This window comes from Aeromonas tecta, from assembly GCF_000820185.1.
Classification (GTDB): domain Bacteria; phylum Pseudomonadota; class Gammaproteobacteria; order Enterobacterales; family Aeromonadaceae; genus Aeromonas; species Aeromonas tecta.
The window spans coordinates 83,116-99,688 of record NZ_CDCA01000010.1; the positions used below are offsets into that span (position 1 = coordinate 83,116).

The 16,573-nt window shown below is 60.0% G+C and carries 13 protein-coding genes and 1 pseudogene; 4 read left to right on the forward strand and 10 right to left on the reverse strand.

What is annotated here, in order from left to right; genetic code table 11:
* A partial coding sequence (locus tag BN1137_RS01725) for a lytic murein transglycosylase (protein WP_050716945.1) occupies positions 1 to 852 on the forward strand: 852 nt, incomplete at its 5' end.
* A gap of 154 nt (positions 853 to 1,006) precedes the next feature.
* On the opposite strand, the gene BN1137_RS01730 is transcribed toward BN1137_RS01725, so the two are convergent.
* The 3 genes from BN1137_RS01730 to ppnP form a co-directional block, all read right to left on the reverse strand.
* Complete coding sequence (locus tag BN1137_RS01730; protein ID WP_050716946.1) at positions 1,007 to 2,377, reverse strand: L-serine ammonia-lyase; 1,371 nt, start codon at positions 2,375 to 2,377, stop codon at positions 1,007 to 1,009.
* A 286-nt stretch (positions 2,378 to 2,663) separates the two neighbouring features.
* Positions 2,664 to 4,046 carry an L-serine ammonia-lyase gene (locus BN1137_RS01735; protein ID WP_050716947.1) on the reverse strand — a complete coding sequence of 461 codons (1,383 nt, stop codon included), beginning with the start codon at positions 4,044 to 4,046 and terminating at the stop codon, positions 2,664 to 2,666.
* 181 nt (positions 4,047 to 4,227) lie between these two features.
* Positions 4,228 to 4,512 (reverse strand): pyrimidine/purine nucleoside phosphorylase, encoded by a 285-nt coding sequence (gene ppnP / locus BN1137_RS01740; protein WP_050716948.1) that lies wholly within the window; start codon positions 4,510 to 4,512, stop codon positions 4,228 to 4,230.
* Between the two features lie 269 nt (positions 4,513 to 4,781).
* Between ppnP and BN1137_RS01745 the strand changes: the two genes are divergently transcribed.
* A complete protein-coding gene (locus BN1137_RS01745; protein ID WP_050716949.1) occupies positions 4,782 to 6,026 on the forward strand; it encodes a dicarboxylate/amino acid:cation symporter in 1,245 nt (414 codons plus the stop codon).
* A gap of 117 nt (positions 6,027 to 6,143) precedes the next feature.
* On the opposite strand, the gene BN1137_RS01750 is transcribed toward BN1137_RS01745, so the two are convergent.
* A complete protein-coding gene (locus tag BN1137_RS01750) occupies positions 6,144 to 6,530 on the reverse strand; it encodes a MerR family transcriptional regulator (protein WP_050717129.1) in 387 nt (128 codons plus the stop codon).
* A 133-nt stretch (positions 6,531 to 6,663) separates the two neighbouring features.
* Here BN1137_RS01750 and BN1137_RS01755 point away from each other — a divergent pair, with 133 nt between their 5' ends.
* Together BN1137_RS01755 and BN1137_RS01760 are read left to right on the forward strand one after the other, a co-directional pair.
* Entirely contained in the window at positions 6,664 to 7,827 is a 1,164-nt protein-coding gene (locus BN1137_RS01755) for a thiolase family protein (RefSeq protein WP_050716950.1), read from the forward strand.
* A 534-nt stretch (positions 7,828 to 8,361) separates the two neighbouring features.
* Complete coding sequence (locus BN1137_RS01760) at positions 8,362 to 9,648, forward strand: outer membrane protein transport protein (RefSeq protein WP_050716951.1); 1,287 nt, start codon at positions 8,362 to 8,364, stop codon at positions 9,646 to 9,648.
* A 160-nt stretch (positions 9,649 to 9,808) separates the two neighbouring features.
* Here BN1137_RS01760 and BN1137_RS01765 read toward each other — a convergent pair.
* From BN1137_RS01765 to BN1137_RS01790, 6 genes and pseudogenes are all read right to left on the reverse strand, one after another.
* A pseudogene (locus BN1137_RS01765) lies at positions 9,809 to 10,426 on the reverse strand (EAL and HDOD domain-containing protein); the annotation flags it as partial.
* A gap of 116 nt (positions 10,427 to 10,542) precedes the next feature.
* Positions 10,543 to 11,799 (reverse strand): outer membrane protein transport protein, encoded by a 1,257-nt coding sequence (locus tag BN1137_RS01770; protein WP_050716952.1) that lies wholly within the window; start codon positions 11,797 to 11,799, stop codon positions 10,543 to 10,545.
* Positions 11,800 to 12,049: 250 nt separating this feature from the next.
* Positions 12,050 to 13,321 (reverse strand): outer membrane protein transport protein, encoded by a 1,272-nt coding sequence (locus BN1137_RS01775; RefSeq protein WP_050716953.1) that lies wholly within the window; start codon positions 13,319 to 13,321, stop codon positions 12,050 to 12,052.
* A gap of 407 nt (positions 13,322 to 13,728) precedes the next feature.
* Positions 13,729 to 14,475, reverse strand: a complete 747-nt coding sequence (locus BN1137_RS01780) for a DUF3379 domain-containing protein (protein WP_050716954.1) — start codon at positions 14,473 to 14,475, stop codon at positions 13,729 to 13,731.
* Complete coding sequence (locus BN1137_RS01785; protein WP_083443333.1) at positions 14,468 to 15,058, reverse strand: sigma-70 family RNA polymerase sigma factor; 591 nt, start codon at positions 15,056 to 15,058, stop codon at positions 14,468 to 14,470. Before BN1137_RS01785 ends, BN1137_RS01780 begins: the two co-directional genes overlap by 8 nt.
* A 39-nt stretch (positions 15,059 to 15,097) precedes the next feature.
* Positions 15,098 to 16,546 carry a BatD family protein gene (locus BN1137_RS01790; RefSeq protein ID WP_083443339.1) on the reverse strand — a complete coding sequence of 483 codons (1,449 nt, stop codon included), beginning with the start codon at positions 16,544 to 16,546 and terminating at the stop codon, positions 15,098 to 15,100.
* Positions 16,547 to 16,573: the final 27 nt, after the last annotated feature.

The window sequence follows — 16,573 nt, forward strand, 5'->3', positions numbered from 1 at the left end:
GCGGCCGGGATCCCGGCCGCCACTCTCGAGGCGGCCTTTGCCGATATCCGGGTCATCGAACCCGCCATCAAGCACGACAAAAACCAGCCGGAATTTAAACTGACGCTGGATAGCTATATTCCCCGCGCCGTTCCGCAATGGAAAATCAATCAGGCGAAAGCCTTATATCGTCAGCATTTGCCGCTGCTCACCAAAATAGGCCATGAATATGGGGTACAACCCCGTTTTATTGTCGCCTTGTGGGGCATCGAAACCAATTTCGGCAAATTGACCGGTCATTTCCCTTTGATATCGTCGTTGACGACCCTGGCCTGGGAGGGACGGCGCGAGGCCTTTTTCAAAGCGCAGCTGTTTGATGCCTTGCGGATCCTGGAGCAGGGCCACGTGACCCCGGCTGCGTTCAAGGGATCCTGGGCGGGCGCCATGGGACAGGTGCAATTCATGCCTTCGTCTTTCCTCAAATTCGCGGTCGATCAAGATGGGGATGGCAGAAAAGATCTGTGGGGCAATCTCGCCGATGTGTTTGGATCGGCAGCCAATTATCTGCATCAGAACGGCTGGCAGGAGGAGCAGACCTGGGGCCGGCGCGTGCAGGTACCGGACTCCCTCGCCCCGGCGCTGCTGGGGCTGGAGACCAAGAAGCCGCTCTCAGCCTGGCAGGCACTCGGGGTGCGCCAGCATGATGGCTCACCGCTGCCAAAGGTGGCCATGCAAGCCTCCCTCATTCGGCCGGACGACGTCCATGGCCGCAGTTATCTCGCCTATGACAATTATCGGGTGCTGCGCCACTGGAATCGCTCCCATTATTTCGTGGTGGCGGTCGGAACCTTGGCCGATCGCATAGTGGAGTAATCGTTGAATAATAGTGCCAGCCCAACGTCGCCATCGCTGAAATAAGCAAGCTTCGTCTGGCAATATCGACGGTGAGAATCTCATTGGCGTTAGCAAATAACAGGCAATAAAAAAGGCGGGATATCCCGCCTTTTTTGCATGTCACCGTCGCGATTTAATCACAAGCCACTTGCATCACCTTGATGGCCAGGCCACCACGAGAGGTTTCACGGTACTTGGAGTCCATGTCCTTGCCGGTGATGTACATGGTCTCGATCACCTTGTCCAGCGACACGCGCGGCTTGGAGGTGCGACGCAGCGCCATGCGCGATGCGTTGACGGCCTTCATGGCGGCGATGGCGTTACGCTCGATGCAGGGGACCTGCACCTGACCGGCGACCGGATCACAGGTCAGACCCAGGTTGTGCTCCATGCCGATCTCGGCGGCTTCACACACCTGCTCAGGGCTGCCACCCATCAGTTCGGTCAGGCCGGCGGCGGCCATGGAGCAGGAAACGCCCACTTCACCCTGGCAGCCCACTTCGGCGCCGGAGATGGAGGCATTCATCTTGTAGAGCATGCCGACGGCGGCGGAGGCCAGGTAGAAACGAGTGTATTCGTCGCGACCCACCGGCTGGATGAATTTGTCGTAGTAGGCCAGTACGGCCGGGATGATGCCGGCGGCGCCGTTGGTCGGCGCAGTCACCACGCGGCCACCGGCGGCGTTCTCTTCACTCACCGCCAGGGCAAACATGTTGACCCAGTCGACGATGTTCATCGGATCGTTGGAGAGATGCTCGTTGGTGGTCAGCTGACGATAGAGCGGCGCGGCACGGCGCGGGACGCGTAGCGGGCCGGCCAGGATCCCTTCGGTACGGCAACCACGCTCGATCCCCTCACGCATGGTGGTCCAGATCTTGCCTAGTTTCTTGTAGATCTCTTCCGGGGTATTGAAGCACTTCTCGTTTTCCAGCATCAGGGCGGAAACGGAGAGACCGGTCTGGCTGCAGTGGGCGAGCAGCTCGGCCGCGCTCTTGAACGGATAGCTGACGGACATGTCGCCGCTGTCGGCCTTGCCGAAGTTCTCTTCGTCGACGATGAAGCCGCCGCCGATGGAGTAATAGGTCTTGCTGTAGACGGTCTCGTCTTCGATGAAGGCGGTCAGCTTCATGCCGTTTTCGTGCAGCGGCAGGGCCTCATCATGGAACACCATGGCATCGCGCGGGAAGCTGACGGTGTGGCAGTGCAGCCCGATGGGCAGACGACCGGTCTGCTCGACGCGGGAGATGAACTCGGGGATGCCGTCGATGTCGACATTTTCCGGCAGGTTACCGGCCAGACCCATGATGATAGCGGTATCGGTATGGTGACCTTTGCCGGTCCAGGAGAGGGAGCCATAGACGTCAACCTGGATCCGGGTGATGTCACGGATCTTGCCGCCAGCACGCAGTTCATCCACAAACTGTTTGGCTGCTTTCATCGGGCCGACAGTGTGGGAAGAGGAGGGGCCAACACCGATTTTGAAGATATCAAAAACGCTGATCATGTAACAATTACCTCAGGGTAGAAGGGGGCGCCATGCCCGCTCGCAGAAAGGGGGTGATCCATGGGACGGGTCTGTCTTCACAAGGCCAATGAACCAGATAACCGTAGTGTAACGGTTCAAAACCTAAAAAAAGTTGAAACAGATCTATTTTTGTTGAATCTAAGGCGCGAGTATAAAATTAATTTTGATGGTTATCCAATTTGTTAAGCGCTTGGCAAACGTTTTGCGAAAAAATACCCGGACGGGCCGGGTATGGGAGTGTCAAACGCTACCGCGTTACCTCGAGTTAACATTCCGTGATGTTGACGGCGAGGCCGCCGCGGGCGGTTTCCTTGTATTTTGTCTTCATGTCGTTGCCGGTTTCCCACATGGTCTTGATCACCTTGTCCAGCGACACCTTGTGCTCGCCAGTGCCACGCAGGGCGAGGCGGGCGGCGTTGATCGCCTTGACCGCCCCCATGGCGTTGCGCTCGATGCAGGGCACCTGCACCAGGCCGCCGATGGGATCGCAGGTCAGCCCCAAGTTGTGTTCCATACCGATTTCGGCGGCGTTCTCGACGATGGCGGGGCTGCCGCCAAGCAGCTCGGCCAGGGCGCCAGCGGCCATGGAGCAGGCGACGCCCACCTCGCCCTGACAACCCACCTCGGCCCCCGACAGGGAGGCGTTCTTCTTATATAAGATGCCGATGGCGGCGGCAGTGAGGAAGTAGTGCAGCAACAGATCGTCGTCCACCTTGCGCACGAAGCGATCGTAATAGTGCAGCACAGCCGGGATGATGCCGGCGGCGCCATTGGTCGGCGCCGTCACCACCCGCCCACCGGCGGCGTTCTCTTCGTTGACGGCCAGGGCGAACAGGTCAACCCACTCCATCACCATCAGGGGATCCTTGTTGAAGTTGGTCTCGCCGTTGAGCTGCCGAAACAGGGCGGGGGCACGGCGCTTCACCTTGAGCCCGCCCGGCAATATGCCCTCGCTGCGACAGCCGCGCTCGACGCAGCCCTGCATTGCCTGCCAGATCTTGCGAAGCCCCGCCTTGATCTCGGCTTCGCTGCGAAACACCTTCTCGTTGGCCAGCATCAGGCCGGAGATGGAGAGGCCGCTCTCCTTGCAGTGCGCCAGCAGCTGGGCGCCGCTCTCGAACGGATAGGGGATGGGGTGCTCTGCATCGAAGCGGGCCGCCTCTTCCTTGGCATTGGCGAAGTGGCTCTCCTCGATGATGAAGCCACCCCCGATGGAGTAGTAGGTCTGCTCAAACAGCAGGGCTTCCCCTTTGAAGGCGCGCAATGTCATACCGTTAGAGTGGGCGGGCAGGGTCTTGCGCCGGTTGAAGATGATGGCGCCAACCCGGGGGAAATGGCTTGGCTGCTCTCCCGCCAGGCGCAGTGTCTGGTTGTGCTCTACCTGCTCGAGGAAGCCCGGAATGGCTTCGATATCCACCGATTCCGGCTCCAGCCCCGCCAATCCCAGGATGATGGCTTTGCCGGTGCCATGGCCCTTGCCAGTCTGGCCGAGGGAGCCGTAGCACTCGACGACGACCCGCTCGGTCTGGGAGAGGAGTCCTGCCTGTTTGACCGCATTGACGAAGGCACAGGAGGCCCGCATCGGCCCCACGGTGTGGGAGGAGGAGGGGCCAATTCCGATGGAGAACAGGTCGAAGACACTGATCATGACGTACTCCGATGATGGGTTTCGTCTAAACATTGTAAATTTTTTGTAGTCGATGAAAAGAGGGGAAATGGCGGCTTGTGATGGCGGTGTGGAAATGAGGCGGGAAGGGCTGGATTGAATAAGCCAGGGGAGCGGGTCTGCCCCCATGGCTTGCACTCAGAGTGCTATCCGGCCGAGGAACTCAGTCGAGGAACTCGCACAGATAGGCAGTCGGCGTTTTCACCGCCAGCTTGAAGGAGGAGTGGCCGGCGACCTCGAAGGATTGACCCTGACCATAGGTGTGCCAGTCATCTTCATCGGCCAGCTGGATGGTGAGGGTACCCTTGACCACCGTCATCCGCTCGGGGGCGGCGGTGTTGAACAGGTAGTCGCCCACATCCATCACGCCGACTGTGGATTTCTCATTTTTCTGCTCGAAACCGATAGATTTAACATTTCCATCGAAATACTCGTTAACTTTCAGCATCTTTTCTTCCCTGTATGCACGTTTGCCAAGCCAACGTAGCACATTTTTTTGGCCGTTGTCATGGTGAAACAAGGAAAAACAACGATGCCTCTTCTGAGTCTCAGTTTTGTCGGAAAGAGACTAAATTAGTTACGTTCAGGAAACAGGATGTTAAACGATGAATAAATATGAGATAAAACGCGACCTCAGGGTAATGAGGCGGTTTTATTACTCTGGGTAGTCAATTGCACTAGTAAATAGTCAGTAGTTGCTCATTTAAGGAACATTCTGTGTTAAAAAAAGGATTAATCAATAACATTGGCTTCCAGGTCGTGGTCGCCATGATACTGGGGGCCCTGGCCGGTGCGCTCATGGGCGAGCAGGCCACCGTCTTCGCGCCGCTCGGTACTCTCTTCATCCAGCTGATCAAGATGCTGGTGATCCCGCTGGTGGCGGTGGCCATCCTGTCCGGGGCCGCCAACCTCGGCGCCAGCCCGGCCGCGGGCAAGATAGGGGCGACCACGCTCGCCTTCTTCCTCGGCACCTCGGCGCTGGCGGTGTTGCTGGCACTGGTGATGGGTCAGATCTTCAAACCCGGGGTCGGGGTCGACTTTAGCGCCATGGGGACCATGTTCTCCGGCGACTACGCCGACAAGGGGGCATTGCCGGACGCCATCGCCACTCTGCTTGGCATGATCCCGACCAACGTGTTCCAGTCCCTCAATGAGGCGAACATCCTGCAGATCCTGGTGTTCTGCATGTTCCTCGGCATCGCCCTGGCCAAGCAGCCCCGCGAGCGCGCCAAGCCCATTACCGACGGACTCAACACCCTGGTCGACGCCTTCGTGTGGATGATCAACAAGGTGATGCTGATTGCTCCCATCGGGGTGTTTGGCCTGATGGCCGATGCCATCGGCACCTACGGCTTCGATGTGCTGACCCTGGTGCTCAAGCTGTTCCTGGTTTACGTGGGCGCCATCCTGATCTTCGGTTTCGTGGTCTATCCGCTGCTGATCGCGCTCTTCTCCAACACGCCAGTACGCAAGTACTTCTCGGCGATGAAGAAGCCACAGATCGTGGCCTTCTCTACAGCCTCGTCCATGGCGACCCTGCCGGTCAACATGGAGACCTGCGAGCAGGAGCTGAAGGTCACCAACGCCACCGCCTCCTTCGTGCTGCCCCTCGGCGCCACCATCAACATGAGCGGCAACGCCATCTATTACGGTCTGGTCGCCATCTTCTTCGCCCAGGTCTACAACATCGACTTGAGCATGGGGGCCTGGGCCGCTATCATCCTCACCTCGACCCTGGGGGCCATCGGCCAGGCCGGGGTGCCGGGGCCGAGCTTCCTGGTGGTGGCAGTGTTGCTGGCGGCGGGCATTCCCATCGAAGGGCTGCCGCTGCTGTTTGCACTGGATCGCCTGTTTGACATGATCCGCACCGCGCTCAATATCACCGGCGACGCGGCCTGTGCCATCATCGTCGACCGTTACAGCCCGGATTACGATCCGGATCGCTGGAGCAAGCAGGCCTGAGTCACGGCCCAGCCTGCCAGTCATGGTGATCATCACTGAATGCAAAAGAGGGAAGCAATTGCTTCCCTCTTTTTTATGGGCGCCGTTCTCGATGAAAGGCGCGAGGAGATGTGAAGGCTAGAGCTGAGCCAGAGCTTGCTGGCAACGCTGCTCGGCGGCCTCGAGTTCCAGCAACACCATCTTGATGTCTTCCAGTTGCTGCTGCAGGGTTTCCCGTTTGTCGGCCACCAGCCCCAGCATGGTCTGCAGCTGGGTGCGGCTGCTCTTGTCGGCGTCATAGAGATCGAACAGATCGCGAATGTCCGCCAGGCTGAAGCCCAGACGCTTGCCACGCAGGGTGAGCTTCAGGCGTACCCTGTCCTGGCGGCTGTAGATGCGGGTCTGGCCCTGACGGGTCGGGTTCAGCAGACCTTGATCCTCATAGAAGCGGATGCTGCGGGTGGTCACGTCAAACTCGCGGGCGAGTTCACTGATGCTGAAGGTCCGGGTGTCGTCTCTGTTCATAAGGCTGACTTGGCTGCCATCTGGGTTGTCAATGCAGGCTTGCACCTTACCCAAACGTCAACTTCCCTGCAAGTCTTGTTCCTGTGCCGGTGACGGCATATGTTATCTCCATGTAACAAGGAGAGTGTGACCGATGGACATAGTGATAGTGGCAGCCAAGCGTACCCCCATGGGGGCCTTTCAGGGCGCCTTGAGCGAGCTGAGTGCCCCCGAATTCGGTGCCTGCGCCATCAAGGCGGCCATGGCGGCGGCCGGCCTTAGGGGCGAGCAGGTCGATGAGGTCTACATGGGCAATGTGCTGAGCGCCGGGCTCGGCCAGGCGCCGGCGCGTCAGGCGGCGCTCAAGGCCGGATTGCCCGACAGCGTGCCCTGCACCACCCTCAACAAGGTGTGCGGCTCCGGCATGAAGGCGGTGATGCTGGCCGCAGACAGCCTGCGCCTCGGCGAGACCCGGGTGGTGGTGGCGGGGGGGATGGAGAGCATGAGCCGGGCGCCCTATTTGCTGGACAAGGCCCGCACCGGTTATCGCATGGGCCATGGGAGCCTGCTGGATCACATGTTTCTCGACGGCTTGCAGGATGCCTACGAGGGGCAGCTGATGGGCCATTACGCCCAAATCAGCGCCGATCGGGCCGGGCTGACCCGGGCCGACATGGATGCCTTTGCCATCAGCTCGCTCCAGCGGGCCTTGGCGGCCCAGCAGAGCGGCGCCTTCACGGCCGAGCTTGCCCCCGTCATGGCGGGGGATCAGCCGTTGCTGGCCGATGACGAACAGCCGGGCAAGGCCAGGCCCGACAAGATCCCCCAACTCAAACCCGCGTTCAGCAAGGCCGGCACCATCACGGCGGCCAATTCCAGCTCCATCTCGGACGGGGCGGCGGCGCTGGTGCTGATGCGCTCCGAGACGGCGGCCGAACTGGGCTTGCCGGTGCTGGCGCGGATTGCGGGTTATCAGAGCCACGCCGCCCTGCCAGCGGAGTTCACCAGTGCGCCCATCGGCGCCATCGAGAAGTTGCTGGCGCGGGTGGGCTGGCCGGTGGAGGAAGTTGACCTATTTGAGGTAAACGAGGCCTTCGCCATGGTCAGCATGTTGGCCATGGCGGGCTGCCAGATCCCCCATCACAAGTTGAATGTGAACGGCGGCGCCTGCGCCCTGGGTCATCCGCTCGGCGCAAGCGGCGCCCGTATCCTGGTGACCCTGATCCACGCCCTGCGTGCCCGCGGGTTAACGCGTGGGGTGGCGAGCCTCTGTATCGGGGGCGGGGAGGCCACCGCCGTGGCCATCGAGCTGGGCTGAGACGAGGGGCTCAATGCCGACCAGCCCGAGGCGGCATCGGCATTGAGCCTGGAAGTTGATGACACGGACGGGTTATTTGCCTTCGTTATCTTTTCTCTTTTCTCTTTTCTCTCTTTTCTCTCTTTTCCTCTCACTTTTCCACTCTCTGATTTCCACATTGTCGAATTGGCCCGGGGGCCGCATGGGCGGCTACTAAGCCATGTTTCCTCACCCGGGGGTCGATGGCGGCTCTGGGTGACAATTTCCCAGTCTGTCCTGATGGTCTGCTCACCGTTCGCGCTATCCAAAACGTGCAGCGAAAAGCCCGTTTATCAGCGGAAAGACAGGCTTATTTGCGATCATTCAGCCGGTATTAAGTTTGGCGGCCAATATGGAGACTGGTCTGATTTGCAGTCGCGAGGAGGCTCCCTACTATGCGCATCTATTTTTGCCGCTCTTGCCTTGACTCCCATGACTCAGGGCACTGTTGCATCGCGTCGCCCAGGCCGCCGTGATGCTCATCGCCCGCCATGGGTGCGTAAACGAGAACCTTTGATGACCACCCCATTCAAGCTCAGCATCCTTGCCAGCGCGCTGGCACTGCTCGCCACCCATGCCTCAGCCTCTGGCTTTCAGATCAACGAACACTCCGCCTCCGGCCTCGGCCGCGCCTTCGCGGGTGAGGGAGCCATTGCCGACAACGCGTCCGTGCTGGGCCGCAACCCGGCCGCCATGATGATGTTCGACAAGACCGCCGTCTCCGTCGCCGCCACCATGGTGGATCCGGATTACAGTGTGGACGGTGAATTTGTCTCTCGCTTTGGCTCCACCGCGGCCAGCCATGGCAACGCCGGCCCCAACGCCGTGGTGCCCGCCGCCTATATGATCCAGCCCATCAACGAGCAGTGGGCCGTCGGTTTTGCCATGATGACCAACTATGGTCTGGGCACGCGCTTCGACGACAGCTTCGGTGCTGGCAGCAATCCTGCAGCAGGCTTGCTGGCGGGTGAGACCTCGCTGATGAGTGTCAACCTGAACCCCAATGTGGCCTATCGCATCAACGAGCAGTGGAGCCTGGGGGCCGGTGTCAACTACACCATCGCCAGCGGGTATGTGGACAGGGTCAACGCCAATGCGAACCCCAATGGCTCTCACAATACCCTGGCCAACTTCGATGGCGCCGGCAACGGCTGGGGCTGGAACGTCGGTGGCCTGTTCGAGATCAACCAGGATAACCGCCTGGCGCTGACCTACCGCTCCCAGATCGATGTGGAGCTGGAGGGGGATTACACCGGCGCCGTTGGCGCACCCGGTTATAAGGCCGATGCCAAGGTCGATATCCCCATGCCCGCCATCGCCGAGTTCTCCGGCTACCACCGCCTGAATCAGCAATTTGCCCTGCACTACTCGGTGATGTGGACCGACTGGAGTGCCTTTGACAAACTCGAAGCAACCAGCGATCAATGCAGCCTGCCGGGCGGCGTCTGCCTGAGCAAGAACGAGCAGTTGCAGGATGCGATGCGCTACGCGGTCGGCGCGACCTGGTATGTGAACCCGCAGTGGGAGGCGCGCGTCGGCGTCGCCTATGACGAGTCAGCCGTACAGCGCGAGCACGCCACCATCAGTCTGCCCGATGCAGACAAGTGGTGGTACAGCGCGGGGGCGACCTATCACCTCGATGAGACCAAGAGCATCGACATCGGCATGACCTATATCAATGGCGAAGCGAGCGAGGTGAAGGAGGGGATCCACAACAACGACCCGGGCCAGCCCTTCTATTTCGAAGGCAACAACGAAGGCAATGCCTTCCTGGCCTCGGTCCAGTTCAATATGCTGTTCTAAGCCGCTCACGCTTGACACAAAAAATGCCCCTCTCGAGGGGCATTTTTTTATGTCTTTACTGTGCCTGATGGGGGAGTGGCTAATAAACGAACGAGTCTTCGCTACGCCATTATTTGTGCAGGACTTTTTCAATCAGGTGCTTGAGCGACGGCTCATGGTGCATGACCATTAACTGATCCGGGTGGCTGGTGGTCTGTTGCACCATCTGCGGCCGGCTAAAGAAGAAACCCTGGAACAGCGCGACTCCCAGCGCCTTCATCCGCTCAAACTCCGCCTTGTTTTCCACCTTCTCGGCGAGATAGGTGAGCGGCAGGTGGCGGTGACTCGCGATGAAGGCTTCGATGCTGGCGAGGGAGGTAGCCCTCAGGTCGAACTTGATGATGTGGACATAGGGCAAAAAGCGATCCCAGTCCAAGGAAAGAGTGAAGTCATCCAACGCCATGCGATAACCCAGTTGATTCAACTGTACTACCTTGGCAAGCAGCGCATCGTCCGGCGTGGCATCTTCCAGGATCTCGATGACCACCTTCTCCTGGGGCAAACACTCGGCCAGCCCTTCGAGCAGCAAGGAGTGAGGGAAGTTGATGAAGCAGGGGCGGCCGCCAATCAGCTGATCGATGTTCTGTTGCAGGAACTGTTCGACGACCAGCCGGGCGGTTGCCTGCTGGGCGGAGATCGGAGGGAACACGTTATCCAGGCTGTCGCGAAACAGCAGCTCATAGGCGTGGGTGTTCAACTCCCGATCCAGGATGGGCTGCCTTGCTACATAGGAATACATGCATCTCTCCAGCATGGGTGCTGGGTTGATTCTATTGTGAAGCGGATCACTATGCCAGTGCTAGCCGGACCGAACCGGTCAACAACTGGCATAGTGTTTGATGAGATCTTGCTGAATTAGAACAGGTAGTTGAGCTGCAGACCGGCCAGCCAGGCGTCCCCTTCCGAGGTGCCCTGGAAGCTGGAGCTGGTCTGTGGCACGCCGGGTTTGAGCTGCATGGTTTCGGTCACATCGACCTTCTTGCCATCGAGCAGGGTCAGGCCGACGTCCAGGGAGAAGTTGCGATCCCACTGATAGCCGACGCCTGCGCTGTACCAGATCCGATCCGAGTCCGGGATGGAGATGGTGCGGCGATCGGCGGGCACCGGGCTGCGATCGTAGGCGACCCCGGAGCGCAACTGCCACTGGGGCGCCAGCTGATACGTCATGCCCAGGGCATAGCGCCAGCTGTCTTGCCAGTGTTCATCCTTGATGTGCATGGTGCCGTAATGATCGAGCTCGGATTCGAGCTGGACGAACTTGCTCCAGTTGGTCCAGTTGATGCTCGAATGCAGCGCCAGGGCCGGGGTCAGCTGGTGGAACAGCGCCAGCTCCGCGGTGGCGGGCAGTGGCAACTCCAGGCTGCCGGTGTCGGTGAAGGTACGCCCCTGCAGATCGGTGCCGATGGCGTCGCCAGAGAGGGTCAGCTTGACGTCGTGGCGATAGGAGAGGCCGATGCGGGTCGATTCAGACAGCTCCAGCAGGGTGCCCAGATTCCAGCCCAATGCCCAGCCATCCCCTTGGAGGTGCTTGGCTATCTTGTTGTTGGAGGGGAAGGTGCCGCCTACTTCGCCCTCACCCTGAATGGCCGAGAGCCCGCCACCCACCGACCAGTTTTGGTTGATGCGATAGGCCAGCGAGGCACTCAAATCCATGGTCTTGATGTCGGACACATTGCCGAAGTGACCGGCGTTGTAGTTGTCCGGCATCTCGACGCCGAGGCCATAGTAGGAGGTGGCCGCGAGGCCGAGCCGCCACTGCTCGCCGAGCGGCACGATAAGATAGGCATTGGGCACCCAGGCCGAGCCTGCGATGTCGTGGGCACTCGCATCCAGGTTGACGGGGCCCATGGCGGTCGGCACCCGGGTCGTACCTTCGATGTTGACGTCGGGGCGGATATAGATGAAGCCGCCGGAGAAGGCAGTGCGATCGAAGCGGGTCATGGCGGCGGCATTGCGTGACAGCACGCTGGCGTTGTCGGCGATGGCCGCTTCACCGGCGAAGGCGCGGCCCATGCCGGTGGCCGATTGCTCCGCCAGCTGAAAGCCGGCCGCCTGTGCCTGGCTCGACAGCATCAGCAGGGCGACGAGGGAGAGTTTGAGGGGGGAATGCATAGCTTCTTCCTGGATGAACTTATGGTTCATTCTGTTATTTGGTTGGGGGCGGGATTTTATATGGTATGACCAGTAAGGCAACGGCGCCGGAGGCGTTGAAGGCAAAACGGGATTAAATGCTGAGGATGTTGGGGCTAACAGGTTGATAAAAAACGAAAAGCGTACAGCTGTTTGCTACAGCTGTACGCTGAAATGTGCATTCGGTATAAAAAAAGAGCGCCCTCGGGCGCTCTTTTTGCTGATCCCGGGATCAGAATTTCATGTTGAACTGGGCGGAGGCCAGCAGGGCGTTACCGTGGGAGGTACCCTTCCAGCGCAGTGCATCGGCGTGGCTGCGCACACCTTCGTTCACGTCCACTTCCTTGCCGTCCAGGTACGCCATGCCGAAATCGACGCTCATGTCCTGGTCGATGTGGTAGGTGGCACCGACGCTGTACCAGACGCGGTCGGAGTCAGGAATGCTCAGGCTGCGGTATTCCGGCTCGATCGGGCTGTTGTCGTAGGCGAAGCCCAGACGCGCTTCCCAGGCCGGGTTGATGTACCAGGTACCGCCCAGGGCATAGCGCATGGAGTCTTTAAACTTCTCGTCTTTCTGCAGGCAGACACCGCCCGCGCAGCCGTTGCTGGTGGCCTTGAGCTCCTGGAAGGCGCTCCAGTCGGTCCAGTTGACGGAGTAGTGCACGGCGAACTGCTGGTTCAGACGGTGGTAACCGGCGAACTCGGCCTGGGCCGGCAGATCCAGTTTCAGGTTGCCATCGACCACACGGTTGCCGGAGGTGGCGCCCTGGAAGTCGCCGTCGAAGCTCAGGTCTACCTGGGAGCGGTAGGTCAGGGCCAGGCGGTTGCTGTCGTTGATTTCATACAGGGTGCCGACGTTCCAGCCAAAGCCCCAGGTATCACCCTTCAGGTGAGCCAGGCGGGTGTCAGAGGAGGCGCCAGGAATGGCGGCAGCCAGGGCACCGGCGTAGCGGTTCAACTCGGCCTGAGCATAGACGGCGTTGATACCGGCGCCGATGCTGAAGTTGGAGTTGATGCGATAGGCGATGTTCGGGTTGATGTTGAAGGTCAACAGCTCGGTATCACCGGCACCGGCGCCAGCCGGGAAGGTTTTGGAGTATTCGGTGGCAAGGCCGTAGTTGGAGAACAGGCCCAGACCCCAGGCCCACTGATCGTTCAGCGGCTGGATGAAGTAGGTCGCCGGTACGAAGGCGTCCGGTGCGATGTCGTCCTCGCTGGAATTACCCCGATTGAGTGGACCCGCGTAAAGGTTACCCTCAACATTCACATCAGGTTTGATGTAGGTACCGGACACAGAGAACGCCATCTTGTCGAAGGTGGTCATGGCGGCCGGGTTGCGGGCCAGCACAGAGGCGTTGTCCGCGATGGCGGCTTCCCCTGCATAGGCGCGACCCAGACCGGAGGCTGAGTGCTCGTTCAACTGGAACGCGGCAGCAAAGGTCTGGGTACTGACCAGGGTCACGGCCGCGGCGATCAGGCTTTTCTTGAAAAAGGCAGTTGTCATAGTGTTCTCTCTTGTAAGCAGATTTTCTGTCGATATCACGGCTCTTTGGCCGCTATACACGACAAGATCTGTTGTTATGTAAGCTTCTTCCCATTCACTTCTGGCGTGATTCTATGGATCTGGTAGGAGGTAAGAAATCAGACCAGTGACAGCAGAATACATAAAAGTTTCCATTGTGTTAATCATTTGTTTTAACTTGCCGTTTTATTAGCCGAATTTATCCATTATTGGATAAATTGTAAACAATTGGTTTCGTTTGTATCACTTAAATAAATTGGCAGATTTGTGACTTCAGGCGGGCAATGAGCAGGGAATTGTCGAGATGTTGAGATGAACAGGCAGACAACTGGCTTGTCTGCCTGTGATACTGACGGAGCAAAATGCCAGTCAGCCAAGGTTAAGGTCTGTTAAATGGACCAGTGCAGATGTGACTCCAATTGCTGGGCAACCGGAGCCAGTTGCTCCTGCATGTCACCGATCAGCACCATGTTGGCACCCTTGAGCGGCAGTATCTCCCCTTTGAGTGTGCCATCGGCAAAATGCGGCTGCAGGGTGAGCGGCACATGCTTGGGCACCAGGAACAGGGTGACGGGTCCCATCTTGCCCTGGATCACCATGTGCAAGGCCGGTCCCTGATAGAAGGCGCAGTGATTGACATAGGTGACCTTCATGCCCTGCATGTCCATCAGGGTGGCACCGTATTTCTCCATCTTGGCGTTGATGGTCTGCAGGTTGACCTTCTCGTCCACGTCCTTGATGAAGGGTTCTTCCCCGTAGACGTGAGCCATGGCGACTTGTGCCAGTGAAAGTTCGGCGGGCGCCTGCACCGGCCAGCTTACCCAGCGGGTGCTCATGCCGAGCAGGAAGGCGACCGAGGCCGCGATGGCGAGGGGACGCCAGCTGCTGCGTGCGGGGGGCGGCGGCAGAGGAATGACAACATCATCGTCGACTTCCATCGCCTGGCGCAGCAGGATGCGCTCGGCCAGACCCGCCGGCACCTCGACCTCGAGGGTGCGACGCAGCTGGCGATCCAGTTGCTGCATCTCGTCGAGATGTTTGCGGTTGGCGGGGGCAGCCTGCGCCGCCTCGAGGAACGCAGGATCTGTGTCCATTGGATGGGCGATGGCCCGACGGCGAAACTCAAGCTCATCCATTCGTGTGTCCTCTCTGTTGTGCTGCTGACTCCATGGCCTCTTTGATCTGGTTGCGAGCCCGAAACAGCCGGGTCATGACGGTGTTCTTGTTGAGGCCGAGCTGAGCCGCTATCTCCTCGCCGCTGAACCCGCCCAGCACTTGCAACAGCAAGGGCTCCTGGTATTCGGCGGGCAGGCGAGCGATATGACGCCTGAGCCACTCGTTCTCCATCTCCTGCTCGCTGTGCAGCGCATCCTGATCGCTCTGTGGATGCTCATCGAGATCGATGAGATCGAACTGCTTGCGCTCGAAGCGCCGGGCGTTTTCTCGCCTGAGGATGGTGATGAGCCACGCCTTGGCGGCCTTGTCGTCGAGCAGGCTGTCGATCGCCTTCCAGGCGCGCAGGAAGGTCTCTTGCACCAGATCTTCGGCGACCTGTGGATCCCGGCATAACCAGTAGGCATAGCGGTAAATGTCTGCATGCAGGGCGTGCACCAGGGCTTCGTATTTGGTTTGTTTGTCTGCCATACCCCCATAGACCGGTGTGGTCGCGGGATCCTTTCCCGTCCCGGAGTTTTTTTTTCTAAAAAAACCTAACGCCATTGCTGGGCTTCCTTTTTATCTGCGGTGGCTTGCGGCGGATCAGCGACTCATCCGCGCCAGTGTCCTGAGGCTATAGGCTATCGCAAAAGTTTCGTAGGCGCATAATCCCTTGCCAAGCGCCAGCCAGTCAGGCTCGCCGTCGATGGCTGAGGACGGGGAAAAACAGGCCCTGTCCAGACCGTCGAGCAAGGGGCCGATGGCGGGATCGCCATGGCAGGGCAGGCTGGCAAGATGCAGGTGGGATCCTCCCCAGCGCCGCTCGCTCCAGCTCAACAAGGCCCATCTGGCCGAGTCAGGCTCCTTGGCGGCCAGCGCGCGCTGCAGGTGATAAAAGGCCCGCCAGCGGGGCCAATGTTGCCACAGGGCCCGCAACAACAGCGCCGCCAGCACCCAGTAGAGACTCTCGCCGTGGGGGGCCTGAGAGGTGGTAGCCACTTCGGTATTGGCCTCAAAGCGCAGCGTCTGCGCCGGCAAGCGAGCATGTTCGATGCGGCCACTCTGGGTATTGAACCAGGGCAGATCCACGGCGGGCAAGCTGTAACCACCCGCCGCATCGGCCGTCAATGCTTGGCGCCACTGGCGCTCGAAGCGAAGAGCCCCCTTGGCGGTGAATTGCTCCTGTTGCTGCTCTCCGTCCGGCTTGAGTCGCAGCTCGCTGGGCACGGTGAAGGGGGGCATTGGCAGGCGACTGCCATCTCCTCCCTCCATCACCAGGGTCAGGGTGCGGATCACCGGCTCCCCAACCCTGGCTCCGGTCGCCGGGCTGAACTGCTGGCGCAGGATCAGGGTGCTGGCCACCGGCTCCAGCGGGGCCTTGTCCACCTTCACAAACTGGGTGGCCGCCCTGGCCGAAAACTTGTCACTCTGGCCGCGCGCTCTGGATAGAGTGCCCTCAAAGCGGGGGGATTCCAGCGGATGCAGGCCGGTTTCTTTTGCCTGTAGCAGCCATTTGCGGGTCAGGCGTCCGGGCATGCCGGGGCTGGCAGGGGACTCCCACTGATCGTTGCCAAGGCGGCGAATGGTGAAGCCGCTACCGCTCGGCTCACTGAGGTTGGGCGCCTCCATGTTGTCGGGTAACCAGAGGCTCAACTGATAGATGAAAGGCTGACCCGGATAGAGTGGCCCCTGATGGAGCACGCTGGCTTGCAGTTCGACGGGCGAGACCGAGGCGGCTGCGCTGGCTGTATCAGGCTGGTTGCGCTCGGGCAGCGGCAAGGGGGGGGTCTGCTCGCTGCCCAGCGTGAGGGCGGGGATCTGGTTGGTGTCCCTGGCGACACTGAGGGGGATCTGCCAGCGGGTCAGGCTCTGCACCTCGGTGGTGACGCGGCTCAATGTCACCCGGCCCACCGCAAACTGGCGCAGCAACGGGGTGAGGTTGAGCTCATCGCTGCGCCGCTCCCCATCCGCCTCAATGATGAGCAGCCAGTCTCCCTCACTCGCCCCCGGCAGCAACTCGGCCCTGGGCGAGGCTGCCAGCGCCTGATTCATGATCGCCTGGCCCATCAATAAAAAGCA

What these genes read in the sequence shown, in the direction of transcription:
- BN1137_RS01780 (WP_050716954.1), bottom strand. Translation starts at nt 14,475, where the DNA reads ATGGATGAGCTTGAGTTTCGCCGTCGGGCCATCGCCCATCCAATGGAC.
- BN1137_RS01785 (WP_083443333.1), bottom strand. Translation starts at nt 15,058, where the DNA reads ATGGCGTTAGGTTTTTTTAGAAAAAAAAACTCCGGGACGGGAAAGGAT.
- BN1137_RS01770 (WP_050716952.1), bottom strand. Translation starts at nt 11,799, where the DNA reads ATGCATTCCCCCCTCAAACTCTCCCTCGTCGCCCTGCTGATGCTGTCG.
- BN1137_RS01760 (WP_050716951.1), top strand. Translation starts at nt 8,362, where the DNA reads ATGACCACCCCATTCAAGCTCAGCATCCTTGCCAGCGCGCTGGCACTG.
- BN1137_RS01775 (WP_050716953.1), bottom strand. Translation starts at nt 13,321, where the DNA reads ATGACAACTGCCTTTTTCAAGAAAAGCCTGATCGCCGCGGCCGTGACC.
- BN1137_RS01730 (WP_050716946.1), bottom strand. Translation starts at nt 2,377, where the DNA reads ATGATCAGCGTTTTTGATATCTTCAAAATCGGTGTTGGCCCCTCCTCT.
- BN1137_RS01755 (WP_050716950.1), top strand. Translation starts at nt 6,664, where the DNA reads ATGGACATAGTGATAGTGGCAGCCAAGCGTACCCCCATGGGGGCCTTT.
- BN1137_RS01750 (WP_050717129.1), bottom strand. Translation starts at nt 6,530, where the DNA reads ATGAACAGAGACGACACCCGGACCTTCAGCATCAGTGAACTCGCCCGC.
- ppnP (WP_050716948.1), bottom strand. Translation starts at nt 4,512, where the DNA reads ATGCTGAAAGTTAACGAGTATTTCGATGGAAATGTTAAATCTATCGGT.
- BN1137_RS01735 (WP_050716947.1), bottom strand. Translation starts at nt 4,046, where the DNA reads ATGATCAGTGTCTTCGACCTGTTCTCCATCGGAATTGGCCCCTCCTCC.
- BN1137_RS01790 (WP_083443339.1), bottom strand. Translation starts at nt 16,546, where the DNA reads ATGAATCAGGCGCTGGCAGCCTCGCCCAGGGCCGAGTTGCTGCCGGGG.